Annotated in this window: 22 protein-coding genes and 1 pseudogene; 21 read left to right on the top strand and 2 right to left on the bottom strand. The window is 30.2% G+C overall.

What is annotated here, in order from left to right; genetic code table 11:
• Positions 1-20 precede the first annotated feature (20 nt).
• The 6 genes and pseudogenes from RH81_RS05760 to RH81_RS16385 all read left to right on the top strand — a co-directional run bounded on the left by RH81_RS05760 (position 21) and on the right by RH81_RS16385 (position 3,689).
• Entirely contained in the window at positions 21-605 is a 585-nt protein-coding gene (locus tag RH81_RS05760; protein WP_033958931.1) for a Crp/Fnr family transcriptional regulator, read from the top strand.
• Positions 606-678: 73 nt separating this feature from the next.
• A complete protein-coding gene (locus RH81_RS05755; RefSeq protein ID WP_081988236.1) occupies positions 679-1,479 on the top strand; it encodes a type 1 glutamine amidotransferase domain-containing protein in 801 nt (266 codons plus the stop codon).
• A gap of 196 nt (positions 1,480-1,675) precedes the next feature.
• Positions 1,676-2,368 carry a DUF6090 family protein gene (locus RH81_RS17130; protein WP_052172436.1) on the top strand — a complete coding sequence of 231 codons (693 nt, stop codon included), beginning with the start codon at positions 1,676-1,678 and terminating at the stop codon, positions 2,366-2,368.
• Between the two features lie 55 nt (positions 2,369-2,423).
• Positions 2,424-2,519: pseudogene (locus RH81_RS17395) on the top strand (DUF6090 family protein); the annotation flags it as partial.
• A gap of 63 nt (positions 2,520-2,582) precedes the next feature.
• Positions 2,583-2,915 (top strand): hypothetical protein, encoded by a 333-nt coding sequence (locus RH81_RS05745; protein ID WP_152604793.1) that lies wholly within the window; start codon positions 2,583-2,585, stop codon positions 2,913-2,915.
• Between the two features lie 375 nt (positions 2,916-3,290).
• A complete protein-coding gene (locus tag RH81_RS16385; RefSeq protein WP_052172435.1) occupies positions 3,291-3,689 on the top strand; it encodes a VOC family protein in 399 nt (132 codons plus the stop codon).
• Positions 3,690-3,801: 112 nt separating this feature from the next.
• On the opposite strand, the gene RH81_RS05735 is transcribed toward RH81_RS16385, so the two are convergent.
• The gene (locus tag RH81_RS05735) at positions 3,802-4,185 is read right to left on the bottom strand and encodes a hypothetical protein (protein ID WP_033958927.1); all 384 of its coding nucleotides are present in this window, start codon (positions 4,183-4,185) and stop codon (positions 3,802-3,804) included.
• A 112-nt stretch (positions 4,186-4,297) separates the two neighbouring features.
• On the opposite strand from RH81_RS05735, the gene RH81_RS05730 reads away from it, so the two are divergent.
• The 15 genes from RH81_RS05730 (at position 4,298) to RH81_RS05665 (ending at position 15,742) form a co-directional block, all read left to right on the top strand.
• A complete protein-coding gene (locus tag RH81_RS05730; RefSeq protein ID WP_033958926.1) occupies positions 4,298-4,972 on the top strand; it encodes an RNA polymerase sigma factor in 675 nt (224 codons plus the stop codon).
• Positions 4,973-5,194: 222 nt separating this feature from the next.
• Entirely contained in the window at positions 5,195-5,596 is a 402-nt protein-coding gene (locus RH81_RS05725; RefSeq protein WP_033958924.1) for a DUF6326 family protein, read from the top strand.
• Positions 5,571-5,975, top strand: a complete 405-nt coding sequence (locus tag RH81_RS17300; RefSeq protein ID WP_338152375.1) for a DUF4386 domain-containing protein — start codon at positions 5,571-5,573, stop codon at positions 5,973-5,975. The genes RH81_RS05725 and RH81_RS17300 overlap by 26 nt, the downstream gene beginning before the upstream one ends.
• A 35-nt stretch (positions 5,976-6,010) precedes the next feature.
• Positions 6,011-6,340: a DUF4386 domain-containing protein gene (locus RH81_RS17295; RefSeq protein WP_277619906.1), complete on the top strand. Its 330-nt coding sequence runs from the start codon at positions 6,011-6,013 to the stop codon at positions 6,338-6,340.
• A 128-nt stretch (positions 6,341-6,468) separates the two neighbouring features.
• Entirely contained in the window at positions 6,469-6,891 is a 423-nt protein-coding gene (locus tag RH81_RS05715; RefSeq protein ID WP_033958921.1) for a DUF4019 domain-containing protein, read from the top strand.
• 180 nt (positions 6,892-7,071) lie between these two features.
• On the top strand, positions 7,072-7,734 hold the full coding sequence (locus tag RH81_RS05710) for a hypothetical protein (protein ID WP_033958919.1): 663 nt from the start codon (positions 7,072-7,074) through the stop codon (positions 7,732-7,734).
• Between the two features lie 158 nt (positions 7,735-7,892).
• Positions 7,893-8,924: a serine hydrolase domain-containing protein gene (locus RH81_RS05705; RefSeq protein WP_033958918.1), complete on the top strand. Its 1,032-nt coding sequence runs from the start codon at positions 7,893-7,895 to the stop codon at positions 8,922-8,924.
• Positions 8,925-9,087: 163 nt separating this feature from the next.
• Positions 9,088-9,465 carry a DUF2200 domain-containing protein gene (locus RH81_RS05700; protein ID WP_033958916.1) on the top strand — a complete coding sequence of 126 codons (378 nt, stop codon included), beginning with the start codon at positions 9,088-9,090 and terminating at the stop codon, positions 9,463-9,465.
• A 160-nt stretch (positions 9,466-9,625) separates the two neighbouring features.
• Positions 9,626-10,315 carry an MBL fold metallo-hydrolase gene (locus tag RH81_RS05695; protein WP_033958914.1) on the top strand — a complete coding sequence of 230 codons (690 nt, stop codon included), beginning with the start codon at positions 9,626-9,628 and terminating at the stop codon, positions 10,313-10,315.
• Between the two features lie 178 nt (positions 10,316-10,493).
• Entirely contained in the window at positions 10,494-11,075 is a 582-nt protein-coding gene (locus RH81_RS05690; RefSeq protein WP_033958912.1) for a Crp/Fnr family transcriptional regulator, read from the top strand.
• Between the two features lie 66 nt (positions 11,076-11,141).
• Positions 11,142-12,005, top strand: coding sequence for an alpha/beta hydrolase family protein (locus RH81_RS05685; RefSeq protein ID WP_033958911.1), 864 nt, complete (start codon positions 11,142-11,144; stop codon positions 12,003-12,005).
• A gap of 117 nt (positions 12,006-12,122) precedes the next feature.
• Positions 12,123-12,410, top strand: coding sequence for a YdhR family protein (locus RH81_RS05680; protein ID WP_033958910.1), 288 nt, complete (start codon positions 12,123-12,125; stop codon positions 12,408-12,410).
• A 278-nt stretch (positions 12,411-12,688) separates the two neighbouring features.
• The gene (locus RH81_RS05675) at positions 12,689-14,032 is read left to right on the top strand and encodes a serine hydrolase domain-containing protein (protein WP_033958941.1); all 1,344 of its coding nucleotides are present in this window, start codon (positions 12,689-12,691) and stop codon (positions 14,030-14,032) included.
• 191 nt (positions 14,033-14,223) lie between these two features.
• A complete protein-coding gene (locus RH81_RS05670; RefSeq protein WP_033958908.1) occupies positions 14,224-15,078 on the top strand; it encodes a CPBP family intramembrane glutamic endopeptidase in 855 nt (284 codons plus the stop codon).
• Positions 15,079-15,238: 160 nt separating this feature from the next.
• Positions 15,239-15,742 carry a GNAT family N-acetyltransferase gene (locus RH81_RS05665; protein WP_052172433.1) on the top strand — a complete coding sequence of 168 codons (504 nt, stop codon included), beginning with the start codon at positions 15,239-15,241 and terminating at the stop codon, positions 15,740-15,742.
• Between the two features lie 179 nt (positions 15,743-15,921).
• On the opposite strand, the gene RH81_RS05660 is transcribed toward RH81_RS05665, so the two are convergent.
• Entirely contained in the window at positions 15,922-16,779 is an 858-nt protein-coding gene (locus RH81_RS05660; RefSeq protein WP_033958907.1) for a mechanosensitive ion channel family protein, read from the bottom strand.
• Positions 16,780-16,975 lie beyond the last annotated feature (196 nt).

Below are 16,975 nucleotides of genomic sequence, written 5' to 3'. Positions count from 1 at the left end.
TTTCAGGACAAGACATTTAAATGAACATCCAGAAATCAATGATATCAGGTATTTTTAAAGACATTTCTTTTTCACAAAAAGAAATTACTCAGATTGAAAGTAAATTTGAAAAACTCACTTTAAAAAAAGGGGATACACTCTTAAATGCAGGCAAGACCGTGAATCATCAATACTTTATTAATAGCGGTTGTTTAAGGACCTATTTTGTTGACAACTCTGCAAAAGATCACATTATACAGTTTGCTATTAAAGATTGGTGGATAAGCGACTACACGGCTTTTTTTACAAGTTCCAAAGCGATAATGACTATTGACTGCATTCAAGACGCATCTGTATGTCGAATATCCAAAGTAGATATGGAAAGCTTGTATATCGAAATTCCTCGATTAGAAACTTTCTTTAGAAAAAAAATGGAAGGAGCTTTCGCTGGGTTTCAAAAAAGAATAATCGGAAACTTGTCTCAATCAACAAAGGAAAAATATAGTTCATTTATAAGTACTTATCCCAACATTGAGCAGAGTGTAAAGAATTACCATATAGCTTCTTATTTGGGTGTTACGACAGAAACCTTAAGTAGGGTTAGAAAAAAGTTAGTTCAAAAATAATTTCTTACGATACATCAATTTTTAAGACTTCTTTTCATTATAGATTTGTATCTACAAAACAAATCATTTTCAAATGAAAAGAGTAACAATAATGGTAATCGCTGTAGCTTTGTTTTCTTCATGTGGTAAGAACACAAAAGAAAGTAATTCTATTGAACAAAAATTAAGTACTAACTCAGAAAAAATTACAACAATGAAAAAAGTATTATTTGTATTAACAAGTCACGAAGATTTAGGGAGTACTGGGCTCAAAACTGGTTTTTGGATAGAAGAGTTTGCAGCACCTTATTATTTATTAAAAGATAAAGGGATTGAAATTACTTTAACATCTCCAAAAGGAGGACAACCTCCAATTGACCCAAAAAGTAATGAACCAGATTTCCAAACTCCCGCAACAGTTAGGTTTAATAAAGATAAAGAAACCCAAGAAATATTGTCAAAAACAGTAAAGTTAGAAACTGTAAATCAAGTAGATTATGATGCTATATTTTATCCTGGAGGACATGGACCATTATGGGATTTAGCAGAAGATAAAAATTCAATTGCCTTAATAGAAGATTTTTATCAAAACAATAAACCTGTTGCTGCTGTTTGTCACGCTCCTGCTATTTTTAAACACACAAAAAATGCAGATGGGACATCTTTAGTTCATGGAAAAAAAGTGACTGGATTTACAAACGGAGAAGAAGAAGCTGTTCAACTAACTTCAGTTGTTCCATTTTTGGTAGAAGATATGCTAAAAAGTAATGGTGGAGTTTACTCTAAAAAAGCAGATTGGAATCCTTATGCGGTTGAAGACGGTTTATTAATAACTGGTCAAAATCCTGCATCTTCCGAATTAGTTGCTGAACTTTTATTAGAAAAATTGAAGTAAAAACTACTCACAACAACGTGTATAAGTAATAGCGATTGAATTATAAATTCAGTCGCTATTACTTTTTATTTTGTAAATTACTTTCTAAAAAGTAGTATCATAAATTCGCTACTACTCAAATATAAACCCGTTGTGCTTCATTATGACCAACCAATAACTAATGATAAAATTCTTTAGAAAAATACGATACGACCTTATGAAGAAAAATAAAACTGGAAAGTATTTGAAATATGCAATAGGTGAAATTGTACTTGTAGTTATTGGAATTTTGATAGCTTTACAGATTAACAATTGGAATAATCAAAATTTACTTCACAAAAAAGAACTTAATTATTTAGTAGAAATCAGCAAAAACCTAAATGAAGACCTTAAGAAAATAGAAGAAGTCTTAGAATTCAATGTTGAAAAATCGCGAGTTATTAATGAAGCTCTAGTCTTATTGGGAAATCCTATGGACGAGAAAGTTCGAATAAATAATTTTGTGGAATATATGCCAATATTATCTTCATACGAATCTTTTATTCCTATAAAAATTTCATTTGATAATATGATTTCCTCTCAAAGTATTGATTTAATTACAAATAATAAATTAAAAAAATTATTATCTGAATATTATAGTTTTGATTTTTATGGAGGAACACAAGAACAGGTTAAAATCTTGACAAGAAAGTTTGGAAACGATATCATGCCTTTTATTTTTGTTAAACAAGTTGTAGATCCATTGCTTAATATGGATTCTCAATTACCAACAATAGAAAGTGTTAATTTTCAATCTAATTCCATTGTATTTGGAGATTTATTCACAACACTTAAATCAATTGAAGGGCAAAATCAATTGCTAATTCAAACAAAAAGTGATATAAATGTATTAATAAAGACAATTAATTGAAAAATACGGTATATCGACAATGATAAAAAATTATAAAAAAAAACGTTACGATCTTATGGGTAAAAATAAAACAGGAAAGTATCTGAAATATGCCATTGGAGAAATTTTTCTTGTCGTTATTGGAATTTTGATTGCATTACAAATTAATAACTGATACGAAAATCAAAAATTAGATGCGAAGACACAAGATTATTATCTGCAGTTATTAGGCGATTTGAATAGTGATATAATGGTTGCTCAAAAAACCATTGAAAAATTCAATAATTACCTTAAAGAATATCAGGTATATACTAATACTTATAATAATGATGTTCTACCACCAAATCAAGTATATGAGCAGATTTCTAAACTTCCTGTAATTTCTACACCTTTAACATTCAATTCTAGCACAATAGAATCTCTTCAGAACAATGGTGATGTTGGATTAATTCCTTCAGAAATAAGAAACAAATTAATCGACTTAAAACGTCAACAAAACCTAACTACAAGGCGTGCTGAATACACTGACGATGGTAAAAATGGAGTAATTCAAAATTTAAATCCATAATTAGGATCAACAACACTACCCAAAAGGCTAATAAAGCAACCTAAATTAAGAGGGTTTTTTAATATTGATAAAAATTTAAAAGAACTGATTTTGGTTTACGAGGGAGTGCATCGTTGGAAAAGTATATCTGAACAAGAACCCAAAGGTAGATTAGAACATATGCTAAAGGAAATAGATATAATTGTTGGACTAATCAATAAGGAATTAAAAAAATAACGAAAGCACAACAACTTGTATAATTCATTGCTTCTGATTTTCTAAATGGAAAATTCTTGCTGCTGAATAATGCGCTTGTTTTTATTTGCTATCTTACAGCCAACGCATCAAGCCATACACGAACACGTTGTGCACAATGTACCAAATCAATAAAAATCTATGAAAGCGATAATTGGACATATAATTCTTAACGTAAAAGAGTTCAATGATTCCGAATTATTTTATGACAAAATACTGACCGAAATGGGATTTGAAATTGACCACGTTAGCGAAGGAGATTTTGGAATAATGAAATCTTATAAACAGGGCGAACATAATCTTTATATACGATTTGATCGAACTGAAAAAAGTGAAAAATTTGTCCGTAATGTCGGATTAGATCATTTGGCATTTGAATTGAATAGCGAAACGGAAGTTGATAAAATTTATGAACTGATTAATAAACTGAATGTAAAAATCACTCGTGAACCTAAAAAATATCCTGAATATTCAGAATCTTATTATGCATTCTACTTTCGTGATCCAAACGGAATTCCACTGGAAGTTTATTTGCAGTAAACGGATTTGAAAACTAAATAAAATAGAGTGCACAACAACGTGTATAATTAAAAAAACACGTAACGGTTCAACATTACGTGATCATTTTAAAATATAACTTACAAATTAACTTTTAGTTTTTGGCTTTACTTTGTTTGTTTTCATACAATTTTGCTAAACAAAAGGCAGCAATAGCCATCACTAAATCTCTTACAGCAACATCTACATAACTCCAACTAAAAATCAAAGTCAATGATATTGTCACTAACCATGCAGAAACCACATAAGCTCCAAGTTTTGTTTTAGTTAAAACAAGAACACCAACTACAATTTCGATAACACCTACTATCATCATAAATGTAGTAGATTCAAAAGGAAGCATTCCTGCAAAGCCTTCTGAAATGTACTGACTCCAATTGGTTAGAATAATGGTAAACTTGTCTATTCCTGCAACTATTGGCACTAAACCAAAAGTGTACTTTAAAATGTTTTTTACTAATTGTACATTTGAATCCATAATCTTATTATTTTAAATTTGTTAAAGTCTTTTGATTACAGATTTTAAAAAAGGATACAAAAATTTGTAACTTTTTTTTGAATTCCTTATCCAAAGTAAAAGACACGATAAAATGGAAGCAATAAATATCAATGATTTGAATAATCATAAAATTAAAGAGAGTGAAGTCATAAAGCGCATTTTAAGAGGCGAAAAAGAACTTTATGAAATTTTGGTAAAAAGGAATAATCAAAAACTATATAGAGTTGTTAGAAGTTATATAAAAGATTATGCCGAAATTGAAGATATAATGCAAGACAGTTATATTAAAGCCTTTACTAAACTATATCAGTTTAAATTAGAATCTACTTTTTCTACTTGGCTTATTCGCATTGGAATAAACGAATCTCTGGCAAGTTTAAAAGAAAAAGGAAAGTTATATCACTTAAATGAACAATATAATAATTTAAAGAGTAACACAATTTTAGAAATTCCTGATAGCAAACAATTAAATCCACAGGACAAGATGATACGGAATGAAGCAAAACAAGTTTTGGAAAATGCTATTGACAGTTTAGACATCAAATATAAAACTGTTTATATTATGAAAGAAGTAGAAGAAATGAGTCTAAAAGAAATTTCTATTGCTTTAGATTTAACTATTGCGAATGTAAAAGTGCGTGTTCACAGGTCGAAAGAAATGCTAAAAGAAAAACTCTATGAAGTAGCGAATGATAAAAATATTTTTGAATTTGGCTCGAGCCGATGTGACAGGATTACCAATAAAGTAATGGAATTGATAAAATAGCAGTGCCTAACAACGTGTATGATTAATTGCTATGGTCGTTGCATACTCGGAAAATTCCTGTTGAATTTTCTATAGGCTAGGTTTCTTTTATTAACTTAGTTCTTGCCAATGTAACAAACCATACACGAACACGTTAGCAACTATTAGAAAATAAATATAATTCGATTAAACCAAACCTTAATTAAATGGTCTTAATGCTGAACTAATTATAATCAAACTCAAATGTTAGAAAATTCAAAAGTAAACATCAAAATCAAACTTGCCGCATTGTGGACTTCTGTAACCTTATGTTATTTATATGGAGACTACTTTGAGCTGTATACACCAGATAAAGTAAACAGTTTAATTACAGGCGAAAATAATTTGGACAGTCCAACCAAATTACTAATAGCATCAATGATTTTGGCAATTTCTTCAGTGATGGTTGCAGCATCAATTATCCTTAAACCAAAATTAAACCGAATTCTCAATATCATATTTGGAACTTTATTTACACTAATGATGATTATTATAGGTGTTTATTCAACTAACGAATGGTACTTATTTTATGTGTTTTTAGCATTTTTAGAAAGTATTATTACTGCTTTAATTGTATGGTATGCTTGGAAATGGCCAAAGGGATAACAAATTCAAACAGATAACTATGACATCAAGAAATAAGACTGCTAGAGTAGCCGGAATACTATATTTAATACTAATAATAGCTGGAATAATTAGCCTTGCATATATTCCTTCCCAGTTAATTGTTAGGGAAAGCCCATCAAAAACATTTGAAAACATAACAAATTCTGAATTCTTGTTTCGATTAGGAATAGTTAGTGGCATAATAACTTTTCTAATTCACATTTTTCTGCCATTAGTTTTATACAAACTTTTACACAGAGTAAACAAATTCCACGCTAATCTTATGGTAATATTTTCATTGATAAGTGTGACAATTTATTTCGTAATTATCTTGAATAAGTTTTCAGTTCTAACACTATTTATAAGACTGAGTATTTAGAAAAACTAGGTGAAACCGAACTTCAAACCCAAGTAATGTTTTATATTGATAGTTATAACAACGGAATTCAAATCTCACAAATTTTCTGGGGTCTTTGGTTATTTCCGTTTGGATATTTAGTTTATAAATCAGGCTTTCTACCAAAACTTCTAGGAATACTTTTAATGGCTGGCTGCTTTGGTTATTTGATAATATTTTTTGGAGGTTTCCTATACTCAGATTTTAATAAAACGATTATTTCCCAAATTGTAGCATATCCTGCAACTCTTGGAGAATTCGGAATTTGTTTATGGCTTTTAATAATGGGAACGAATAAACTGAACTTTAGAAAAAAAACAGTTGGTAAAAACGTGTATAATTCATAGTTAAGTCAGTTAGGGGTTTGTCAAGAAATCCTAGCGGATTTACCGCACGTTCTTCCCATTTTGCTATCTTAGTACCAAACACTACGAAACCATACACTAACACGTTAGTAAATATTAAAAACCAAATAATGAAAAGATTTTTACTAATTTTAATGATTCCAATTTTTGCTGCAAGTTGTAACTTTAGTAACGAATATAAAAATCGAGAATCTGATCGACAAGATGCAGAAAAAGTAACAGCTGAACTTTTTGGATTTATAAAGCAATCTGACTTTGAAAAAGCAACTACACTTTTTGGAGAGGAATTCTATAAAGTCTATTCCAAAGAAGATTTGGTAAAAATATTTGAATCAACTGAAAACAAACTTGGAGAACTAAAAAGCACGGAATTATCCGATTGGAATACTATGGTTTCAGAAGATGCAATTGAACAAGGATTTTACAATATGAACTATAATAGTGAATTTGAAAAAGGCAAAGCAAAACAAAAAATCACACTGGTCAAAAATGAAAACGAAGAAATAAAAGTGGTCGGATATAACATAGAATGAAACGCATTACTGAATTAAAACAACATTTGCTAACAACGTGTATAATCATGGCTCACCTCCTACTTCAATTTAAATTTATATCTTTAATCATCTGATAAGCAACAACCAAAAATCCTGCGGATTCTAGGTCGCACAAATCATACACGAACACGTTAGCTGCAATTTATCAAAAAATACTATATGAGATTTTTTAAACTAAATGGGAAAATAAATTTGAAATATATTTTTGGCGAACTTCTATTACTTTTTGTAGGTATAAATCTTGCCATTTGGTTTAATAACTGGAATTCTTCAAAAAAAACAAATGAAAGTAAGGCGATTGCAATAAGCAAAATCACTGAAGAAGTTGAAAACAATAAATTAGAAATTGACATTATATTAAAAAATAATCATCAAGTTTTAAATGCATATAAAGATTTCAAGAATTTATATGATGGCAAAACTTCTATAATTATTGCAAGCCCAAGGCAATTACAATTACAAAGAAAGAGACATCCTGGTTTTTTTAAAACAAAAGATTCGGTAACTCTTGCTAATGGATTATATCGCTATAGAGGAAAAACACAGATAAAACTAGAAATCCGAACATTAACAGAAATAGCCTGGAAAACAACGACTACGCTAAATGTTACAAACGAATTCAATTATGAATGTCTCTACGAACTTGAAAGTATGTATAATTTGCAAAGAAGGGTTCAACTTGAAATAAACAAGTCTGCAGATGCTTTACAAAAAGGAGAATTAGAAGAAATAATGAGTATTCTTAGCTTTATGAACCAACTAGGTGGTGAACTACAAAATAATTATGATTCTGTAAAAAAGAACATACAAAACTGTAGCTAACAGCGTGTATAATCAATGCTAACCTCCTACTTCAATTTAAATTTATATCTTTAATCATCTGATTTGCAACAACCAAAAAACCCTTCGAATTCTAGGTCGCACAAATCATACACGAATACGTTATGAGCAATTTAAAAAACGTATCGCCCTGAAATAATATGACAACAAAACGAATACTCAGAATAGCATTTATTACAGCAAGCATGACCTCTTTGTTCTTTGTACCATGGATTTTGGTAAAGGCATGGATTTTACCACTCCCTGATACAGTTCAAGAACAAGTAAATGAAGCTATTGGTCATGGATTTGATGGAATGATTGTTTACGTGGACGAAGAAGGCAAACTGCCAGCATTTTATACGGCTGGCTGGCATGACAGAAAAAATAAAATACCCGCCAACCCACACGCCTTATTCAAGATTGCCAGTATAACCAAGTTATATGTTGCTGTTGCTACAACCAAATTAGTTAAAGATAGTCGTTTGTCGCTAGATAAAACGCTCGCTGATTACTTTCCAGAACTTGTAGGAAGAATTGAAAACGCTGATAAAATCACCTTGCGAATGATGGTTCAACATCGCAGTGGCATTCCTAATTTTGTAGACCATCCTGATTATTGGGAAAAACCACCAGAAAACAAACGAGAAACACTTGAATACGCACTGGATTTACCTGCGAACTTTGAGCCAGGTCAAGATTATGGCTATTCAAATACTAATTATATGTTGATTTCTGACCTCATTGATAAGGTTGTGGGTTATAGTCATCAACAATATATTAAAGAAGAAATCTTGATACCACTCGAACTCAACAATACATTCGGTTCGATTGTTGAAGTGGATCTAGATGATGTAATGAGCGGATATTACGTTGGAATTGAGGCCGATATGAAGACAGAGAATTCAGGTTTAATGATTGCTACTGCACAGGATGTGGGTATATTCTTGAGGGCATTAAACGATGGTTCCGTTTTTAATGAAGGTGAACAGGAAATCTATTCTTCCATTTATGAATATGAACATGGAGGTCTAGTTCTTGGCTATCAGAGTCTTGCTGAATACCACAAAGACATTGATACCGTTGTTATTCAATTTATGAATACAACTAATTTTGATGGATACAATTGGAATTTATCAGAAATCGTTATTAACCGTATTACAAGAATACTGAGAAGTAAAAAAAGTTCATAACAACGTGTATAATAAATTTCTTGGTTTGTGTGTACTCGGAAATTCCTATCGGAATTTCTATCGCTTCTGAACAATAGGTTTCTGTTTATTTGCTATCTTAGTTCTCACGCAACGAAACCATACACGAACATGTTGGCACCAATCAATTCAAAATCATATAAAAATGAAAGTTACAGCCGGAAAAAATGAAAAAGTCGCTAATATGATATTTGCATCCATTTATCCACTTTACTTGAATAGGTTGGAGAAGAATGGAAGAACAAAAGAAGAACTTAACCAAGTAATTAAATGGTTCACTGGTTTTGATCAAGATGCTTTACAAGCACTTATTGATGAAAAAACAACCTTTAGAACATTTTTTCAAAAAGCTAAAATACATCCTAACGCACACTTGATTAAAGGAGTCGTTTGTGGTTATCGAATTGAAGAAATAGAGGATGAATTTGAATTGTATAAACAATGTAGACGTATGGAAAAGCTGATTGATGAATTGGCAAGAGGTCGTAAAATGGAGAAAATTTTGCGTGAAGAAAAAAAGTAGAAACTGGTGCTAACAACGTGTATAATTAATTGCCGGTTCTGTATGTACTTGTAAAATCCTACGGATTTTCCACTGGTTTGTTTTCTTTTACTAATTTAGTTGCTAGCCAACGCACAACTCATACACGAACACGTTGCCCACAATAAGAAAACTCATTCAAATGAATATAAGATATAGAAGAAGTTTACCTATAATAATTTTACTTTTTATTACAAGTTTTGGTTTTTCACAATCCAAAGAGATCAAAATTAAATTTATTGGTAACTGTGGTTTGTATTTGACAGATGGAACTACCAATATATATGCTGACTTTCCTTATAAATCTGGAGCTCATAATTATATGGAATTTAAAAAAAGTGAATTAGATAGTATAAAAAATGATTCATTCTTCATTTTTACCCACAAACACTCTGACCATTACTCAAAGAAGAATATTAAGAAAGTCATAAAAGAAAAGAAAGGAACTGAATATGGATCTTGGAATATAACGGAATTGGAAAATCTCGAAAATTTAATTCCTGATTTCAGTATTAAAGCATTTAAAACAAAACATAAATTTTCTTTAAACCATTTTTCATATTTAATAACATGGCATAATAAAAACATTTTTATTTCAGGCGATACAGAAAGTGCTGAAACCATTGGGACAATTGAAAATATTGATTGGGCTTTCATTCCTTACTGGATTTTACTAGATGCGAAAGAAAACAAAATTAAGATAGATTCTAAAATGTATGGTATTTATCATTTGGCAAGTGTTCAAATCCCAAGTGCGAAAAAAAATTGGGATGATATTGAAGACATTCATCCTCTCACTGAACAAGGAGAAGTAATTAAAATAAAATATTAGCGTTTAAAAGTGCGTACACACAACAACATGTATATTCAATTGCTTAGTGATGTTTAATGATTACCATGGAAATTCTTCCGAATACCCACTACGCTGTTTCTTTTTGCTAACTTAGTCCTCACACAACGAAGTCATACACGAACACGTTAGGAACAATAATAAAATTATTATACAAAATTTGAACATCATCAATACAACCGAAAATATTCTTGCACATTTTGAAAAATTCATTGAACTCTCGGAAAAACTAAAATCTGAACTCTCACAACGAATTAAACCGATACAATTCAAAAAAGGAGAACTTGTATTAGATGCAAAGCATATATGCACAAAAAGTTATTTCATCAATAAAGGTATCCTACGAACCTATTTCATTAAAAATGGAAAAGAAATAAGTGAATATTTTTCAGGAACAGATGAATGGGTCAACTCACCCAAAAGCTTTATGCAAAGAGAAAAAGATATTTACTACATTGACGCAATTGAAACTACCGAAGCATATTTTATAAACGTAAACGATCTGGTATATCTTTTTGACAATTTTCCAGAAATGGAACGTTACGCTCGTTTATCAATGGGTACTGTTTTTGGTCATTTTATGGAACGTATAACTTCTATAAGATTTACATCTGCCAAAGAAAGATATATTCATTTTCAAAAAACTTATTCTAATATATATCATCGTATTCCTTTGGGTATGGTTGCTTCTTATTTAGGAATAACTCAAGAAACTTTGAGTCGAATACGGGCGGAAAAATAATTATTTGATATATGTCAAATTTTTTCATAATCGAGCTTATTACTTTTGTACCACACAAAATCTATTATGAAAAAAAGAACAAAAAGAATTTTACTAATAATTCCCATGATTTTTATAGCAGGAATTATCTACATTTTTACTTATGTGCCATCACTTCCAAAAGAAAACGGAGTTGTTGAAACCTTATTATATTTAGGTGATTCTGACAATCAACCTTTGATTGTAGCTTTTGGAGGTGCAGAAGGTGGAATTGATTGGCACAGAAATCATATGAAAGGTAAAAGAGACAGTCTTATTCAAAAAGGCTATGCAATTTTAGCAATCGGATACTTCAATGCGGACGGAACACCGAGAAATCTCGACAGAATTTCATTAGACGCAATTTCTGATACTATAATGAATATCGCTAAAAAAAATAAAATTGATGAATCAAAAATAGCCCTGATTGGAGGTTCTAAAGGAGGCGAATTAATTCTAAATTTAGCAAGCAGATTTAATCAATACAAAGCAGTCATTGCCTTATCTACATCAAATGTGACTTTCCCTGCAATTACTTGGTCTGCAAATACTTCTTCTTGGACTTACAAGGGCAATGAAGTAGCTTATGTACCTGCACCATTAAAAACCATATCACCAGCATTAAAAGGAGATTTATTTACTGCTTTTAGTATGATGCTTGAAGATGAAGAAGCAGTTAAAAACGCAGAAATTCATGTAGAAAACATAAATGGTCCTATTTTGATACTTTCAGGTAAGGAAGATGACCAATGGCCTTCAACATCTATGTCAAACCAAATAATCGAAAGGTTAAAAAATAAAAAGTTTAAACATTTTAACGAACATATAATATTGAACGGTGGACATATAGAACCATTGAAACATTTTGATTTGGTATATGATTTTTTAGAAAAACATTTGCCAGCGAAATAAAACTAGTAGCTTACTATGAACTGTTTTAAAATCAATAGTTTACATGTATTAATAACATGATTTATAAAAAATCCCATTCAATAATTTAATAATTCTAAATATTAAAAACCAAACCTTATGATATTACAGATTATCAAACTGAAATCTAACCTTCCAGAAGAAGAACTATTAATCAAGGCAAAGGATCGAGAACTTCAATTTATAGATATTCCAGGGCTTTTGCAAAAATACTATGTAAAAACTGATCGGTCTGGTCAATATGGTGGAATCTACATTTGGGAATCACAGGAATCACTAAATGCCTATAGAGAATCTGATTTAGCAAAAAGCATTCCTGAAGCCTATGAAATTGTTGAAGCTCCAAATATTGAAACTATGGATATCATTTTTCAACTGAGAAATTAATAAAATTCAGTGCCTAACATTGTGCATAGCTCATTGCTATCGTACTCCTCACAGCAAGTAACTATACATGAACTTGTTGCACACAATTATGCTTCTAATTTTCTTATAGATTACAAATCAGGACAATAATTCAAGTAAAGTTAATATTAGAATTAATGCATAATACTTACTAATTACGTTTAGAACAAATAATTATCCTTTTCGAACAAGTTTATTTTAGGGTTTGTATGCAATTTTGTGACAGAAATTCTTTCTTTAAATTATTATACAATCAAAAAATGAAAAAACAATCCTTACTATTAGTAGCATTCATCACGTTGCTATTTTCTTGTACAGAAAACAAAAAACCTACACGAACAGCAAAACAAATCCCTAATAACTATCAAGTTAAAATTAACAACCTATTAGAAACATACAATAAAAATGATGAATTTATGGGAAGTATTATACTATCTCAAAACGGAAAAACAATGTATGAAAACACTGTTGGATTTAGTGACCTTAAATCAAAAAAGCAAGCTAGAACAGATACCAAATACCGCATAGGTTCTGTTACTAAATCATTTACAGCTGCGCTTGTCTTTAAAGCTATTGAAGAAAACAGACTAGACATAAATAAAACTATAGAGCACTATTTCCCGAACGTTAAAAACGCGAACAAAATTACTATTGCTCAGTTATTACAACACAGAAGTGGTATTCACAGTTTTACAAAAGATAAATGGTTCTTTAACAATCGTACCAAAAAAATATCATCTACAGAAATGCTATCTAAAATATCAAAATATGAAAGCGACTTTGAACCAAATAGTAAAGGAGAATATAGTAATTCCAATTATTTTTTATTAGCACTAATACTTGAGAAAGCCTATAACACTTCTTATAAAACGCTTCTACAAGAGAAAATTTGTAAGCCACTTAAATTAAACAACACATACTCAGGAAAGGAAATAAATACAAATGATAATGAATCATACTCATACAACTATGAGGAAAAATGGATTGAATTTCCTGAAACAGATTTGACTACCGCAAAAGGAACTGGCTCAATTGTTTCAACTTCAAAAAATTTAAATAGTTTTTTTGAAGGCTTGCTTACTGGTAAAGTGCTCTCAACAGAAAGCCTTACATTAATGAAAACCATAAAAGACAGATATGGAATGGGACTTTTTCGGTATACAACAAATGACAGACAGGGATTTGGGCATCGTGGGCGTATTGATGAATTTAGAGCGACTTCAATTTATTTTTCTAAAGAGAAATTATCTTTTACATTACTCTCAAACGGTTCTAAAATCGATATTAATGAGATTTACACAGAGATTCTCAAGTTATATTTAAATGATGCTCCTGTAGAAATATCAGAAATTGAAGTTGAAAAATTTGTAGGAGTTTATATTTCTCAAAAAGACCCTAATGACAAATCTGTTTTTATTCAAGATAAGAATGTTTTAGTTAATTTTATAAAAAGTGAATTTAAAGAACCATTAGTATACAAAGGAAACAACAGGTTTGTTTTGGAGCAAATGTATGCCGAGTCAATATCATTTACTTTCTCTGATGATGAAAAACAAATGGTTTTTGAGCAAGGTGGTGAAATTTGGAATTACATAAAAGAATAACAGTGTACAACAACGTGTATTAGTAATGCTAAACTCCTACTTCAATTTATATTTATATATTTAATCATCTGATGTACTACAACCAAAAATCCTGAGAATTCAAGGTCGCACAAATCATACGTGAAAATGTAGGAATAATGTAACAAAACTTTCTGTCTTCCGTCTTCATTAAAACTAACTATAATAAATAAATGTCAAAAACTTTATCAGAAAATAGAGAAGTGTGGAAAACTATCATTCTATTTTTAATACTTCTTACAGTTCTAAGTTCAATAGCATACTATGCAATATTAAAATTAAATCCAACTAGTATTTATGTTGGTGCATTGATGTTATCACCAGCTTTGGCATCATTCATTACGCTAAAAATTAGGAAGAGACCTATTTCAAGTTTACCCTGGAACCTAAAAGAACTGAGATACTTAAAACTCTCTTACATTACTCCCATACTTTATGTTTCGATTGCTTATGCTTTTATTTGGTTATTTGGATTTGGAGATTTAATAAATTCTGAAAGAATCTTGCAATGGAGTAATGAATTAGGGATAGATAATTCTAATCAAACAATTGTTATGATAGTTATGATATTTCTATTATTAACTGTTGGTGTCGTCAAAAATTTAGGTTCTACCTTGGGTGAAGAAATTGGATGGCGTGGATTTTTAATTTTTGAGTTGAGAAAAGTGATGTCATTTAAATCGGTCGCAATTGTAAGCGGATTAATTTGGGCTGTCTATCATTTCCCTATAATAAATTTAATGTACGGTCGAGGTGAAAACCTTTTATTACATCTGACTGCTTTTACTATTATGATAATTGGAATTTCTGTGATTTTGGCTTATTACACTTTTAAGTCCAAAAGTTTATGGCCAGCTGCTATGTATCACTCTGTTCATAACATTTATATTCAAAAAATATGTACTCCTTTGACCATTTCAAATGGTAGTACTGAATTTTGGATTGATGAATACGGATTTATGATTCCGATTATAACAACCATTTTTGCTGTTTATTTTTGGAAAAAAGCTGAAAAGGAAAATTTATAAATCTAAAACACATTGCTAAACAATGTGCATAGATTTTTGTGTCTAATTTTCATTTCGGAAAAACCTTTCTATAGAACAATAGGTATCTGTTAATTTGCTATCTTAGACTCAGCAAACCGAAATCACACATAAACACTTTGGTAAACATTTAAGAAAAACGATGATTGAGATTAAACAAGCTGATAATTCGACTGAATTTAAAATCATAGAAAATTTGGCGAATGAAATTATGCACCAAGTTTATGATCCATTTATTCCATCTGAACATACGGATTATTTTTTAACAGAATTTCAATCGGAAAAAGCAATTGGAAGCCAAATTAAAAATGAGAATTTCAACTATTATCTACTAAACTTTAACGAAAAAAATGTTGGGTATTTAGGAATTCAAAAATTGGACGAAATACTTAGTCTAAGTAAACTATATATTTTGGAATCATTTCGAGGAAGGAAAATTGGAAAAACTGCATTGGAATTTGTTTATCGATTTGCAACGGAAAACAGAATTAAAAAAATCGAATTAATTGTAAACCGAAAAAATCAAAATACAATTGATATTTATCAAAAAAATGGGTTTAGAATAATGGAATCGATTGTAAACTCTTTCCCAAATGGACATTCTGAAGAGGATTATAAAATGGAAAAAATATTAATACTCGAATAAAAACGTTAGCCAACAACGTGTATAATAAATTGCTATGATGTTTAATTATTACTACGCTGTTTTTTTTTGCTCTTTTAGTTCTCACAGCAACACACACGAGCGAAGCGAACTGAGAAGTAAACCATCACGAACACGTTAGGTTTAATTAAACTAAGTAATTCTTTAAGAGTTTTTGTGCCTTATATTCTGTCTAGGTAAAGAATTTCATCTCTAGCGATTTCTACCTCAAGCTCATTGAATAATTTACTAAGTTCAATCAAACACTGACTTCTGGCATTCAAATAATCACCATCAACATTAGTGAACTTCATCCAAACCCTTAAAGTAAAATCAACCTTTTCCTTGTGAATTTCGTTGTATACAAAGTTCGGTGTTTTCTCTTTATAGAGAAAATCAAAGTTCATCATTCTCTCTTCAGCTTTTTGTCTAATCTCATCTAGGTTCTCTCTAAAATTTATTTTACCAATTACATCAATCCTTCTAAATCCTGTTTTTGAAAACTCTTTGTAAGTATTATCTAAAAGAAGTCTATTTGGAATATCCACATGTTGACCTTTTACATTTAAAACTTTCGTTGAACGCAAACCTACTCTCAATACATTACCAAAAGTATCGTTCGAATCAATAAGATCACCCAATTGAATTTTACTCCTCAAGGATATAATCATTCCCGATAAAATATTTGTAGCGGTATGCTGAAAAGCAAAAGAAAGTGCCAATCCAAAAATCCCAATACCAGCTAGAAGAGAGGTTACCGTTTTATCAAGATGCATAAGCCCAAGAGCAAAAAAGACACCTGCCATAATGATTGACACGGATAAAGCTCTAGCAATCAATCTATTAATTAGATTGTTTTTAGATAATTTCCCAAGCATTTTAGTAATTACATGACCAATCCATCTACTCAGTATATAGAAAATAATAAAAACAACCAATGCAATAATGACATTTGGAATCATCTCTATCAATGTGTTCAACCATCCTTCCAATTTATCATATAATTTATCGAAGGCTACTTCAAGACTCTTTTTTTCCATAATTTGCTATAAGATAAGAGTCAAAATTGCGCATTAATATTAGAATTTCCAAAAAATTAAACAAATCATAATAACCGATTTAATTATTATCGAGTTTCGAGTGATAATCAGCAAATAATAAACCCATAGTAGAATATAAAATGGGAAGTTTTAGATGATATCAAATTATAAATTAAAGAAAAGCACCTTAGTCAAC

The sequence above is a fragment of the Psychroserpens jangbogonensis genome, assembly GCF_000797465.1.
GTDB classification, from domain to species: domain Bacteria; phylum Bacteroidota; class Bacteroidia; order Flavobacteriales; family Flavobacteriaceae; genus Psychroserpens; species Psychroserpens jangbogonensis.
Note: the sequence above shows the minus strand (reverse complement) of the source record. Positions and strands in the feature narration are given on the sequence as shown.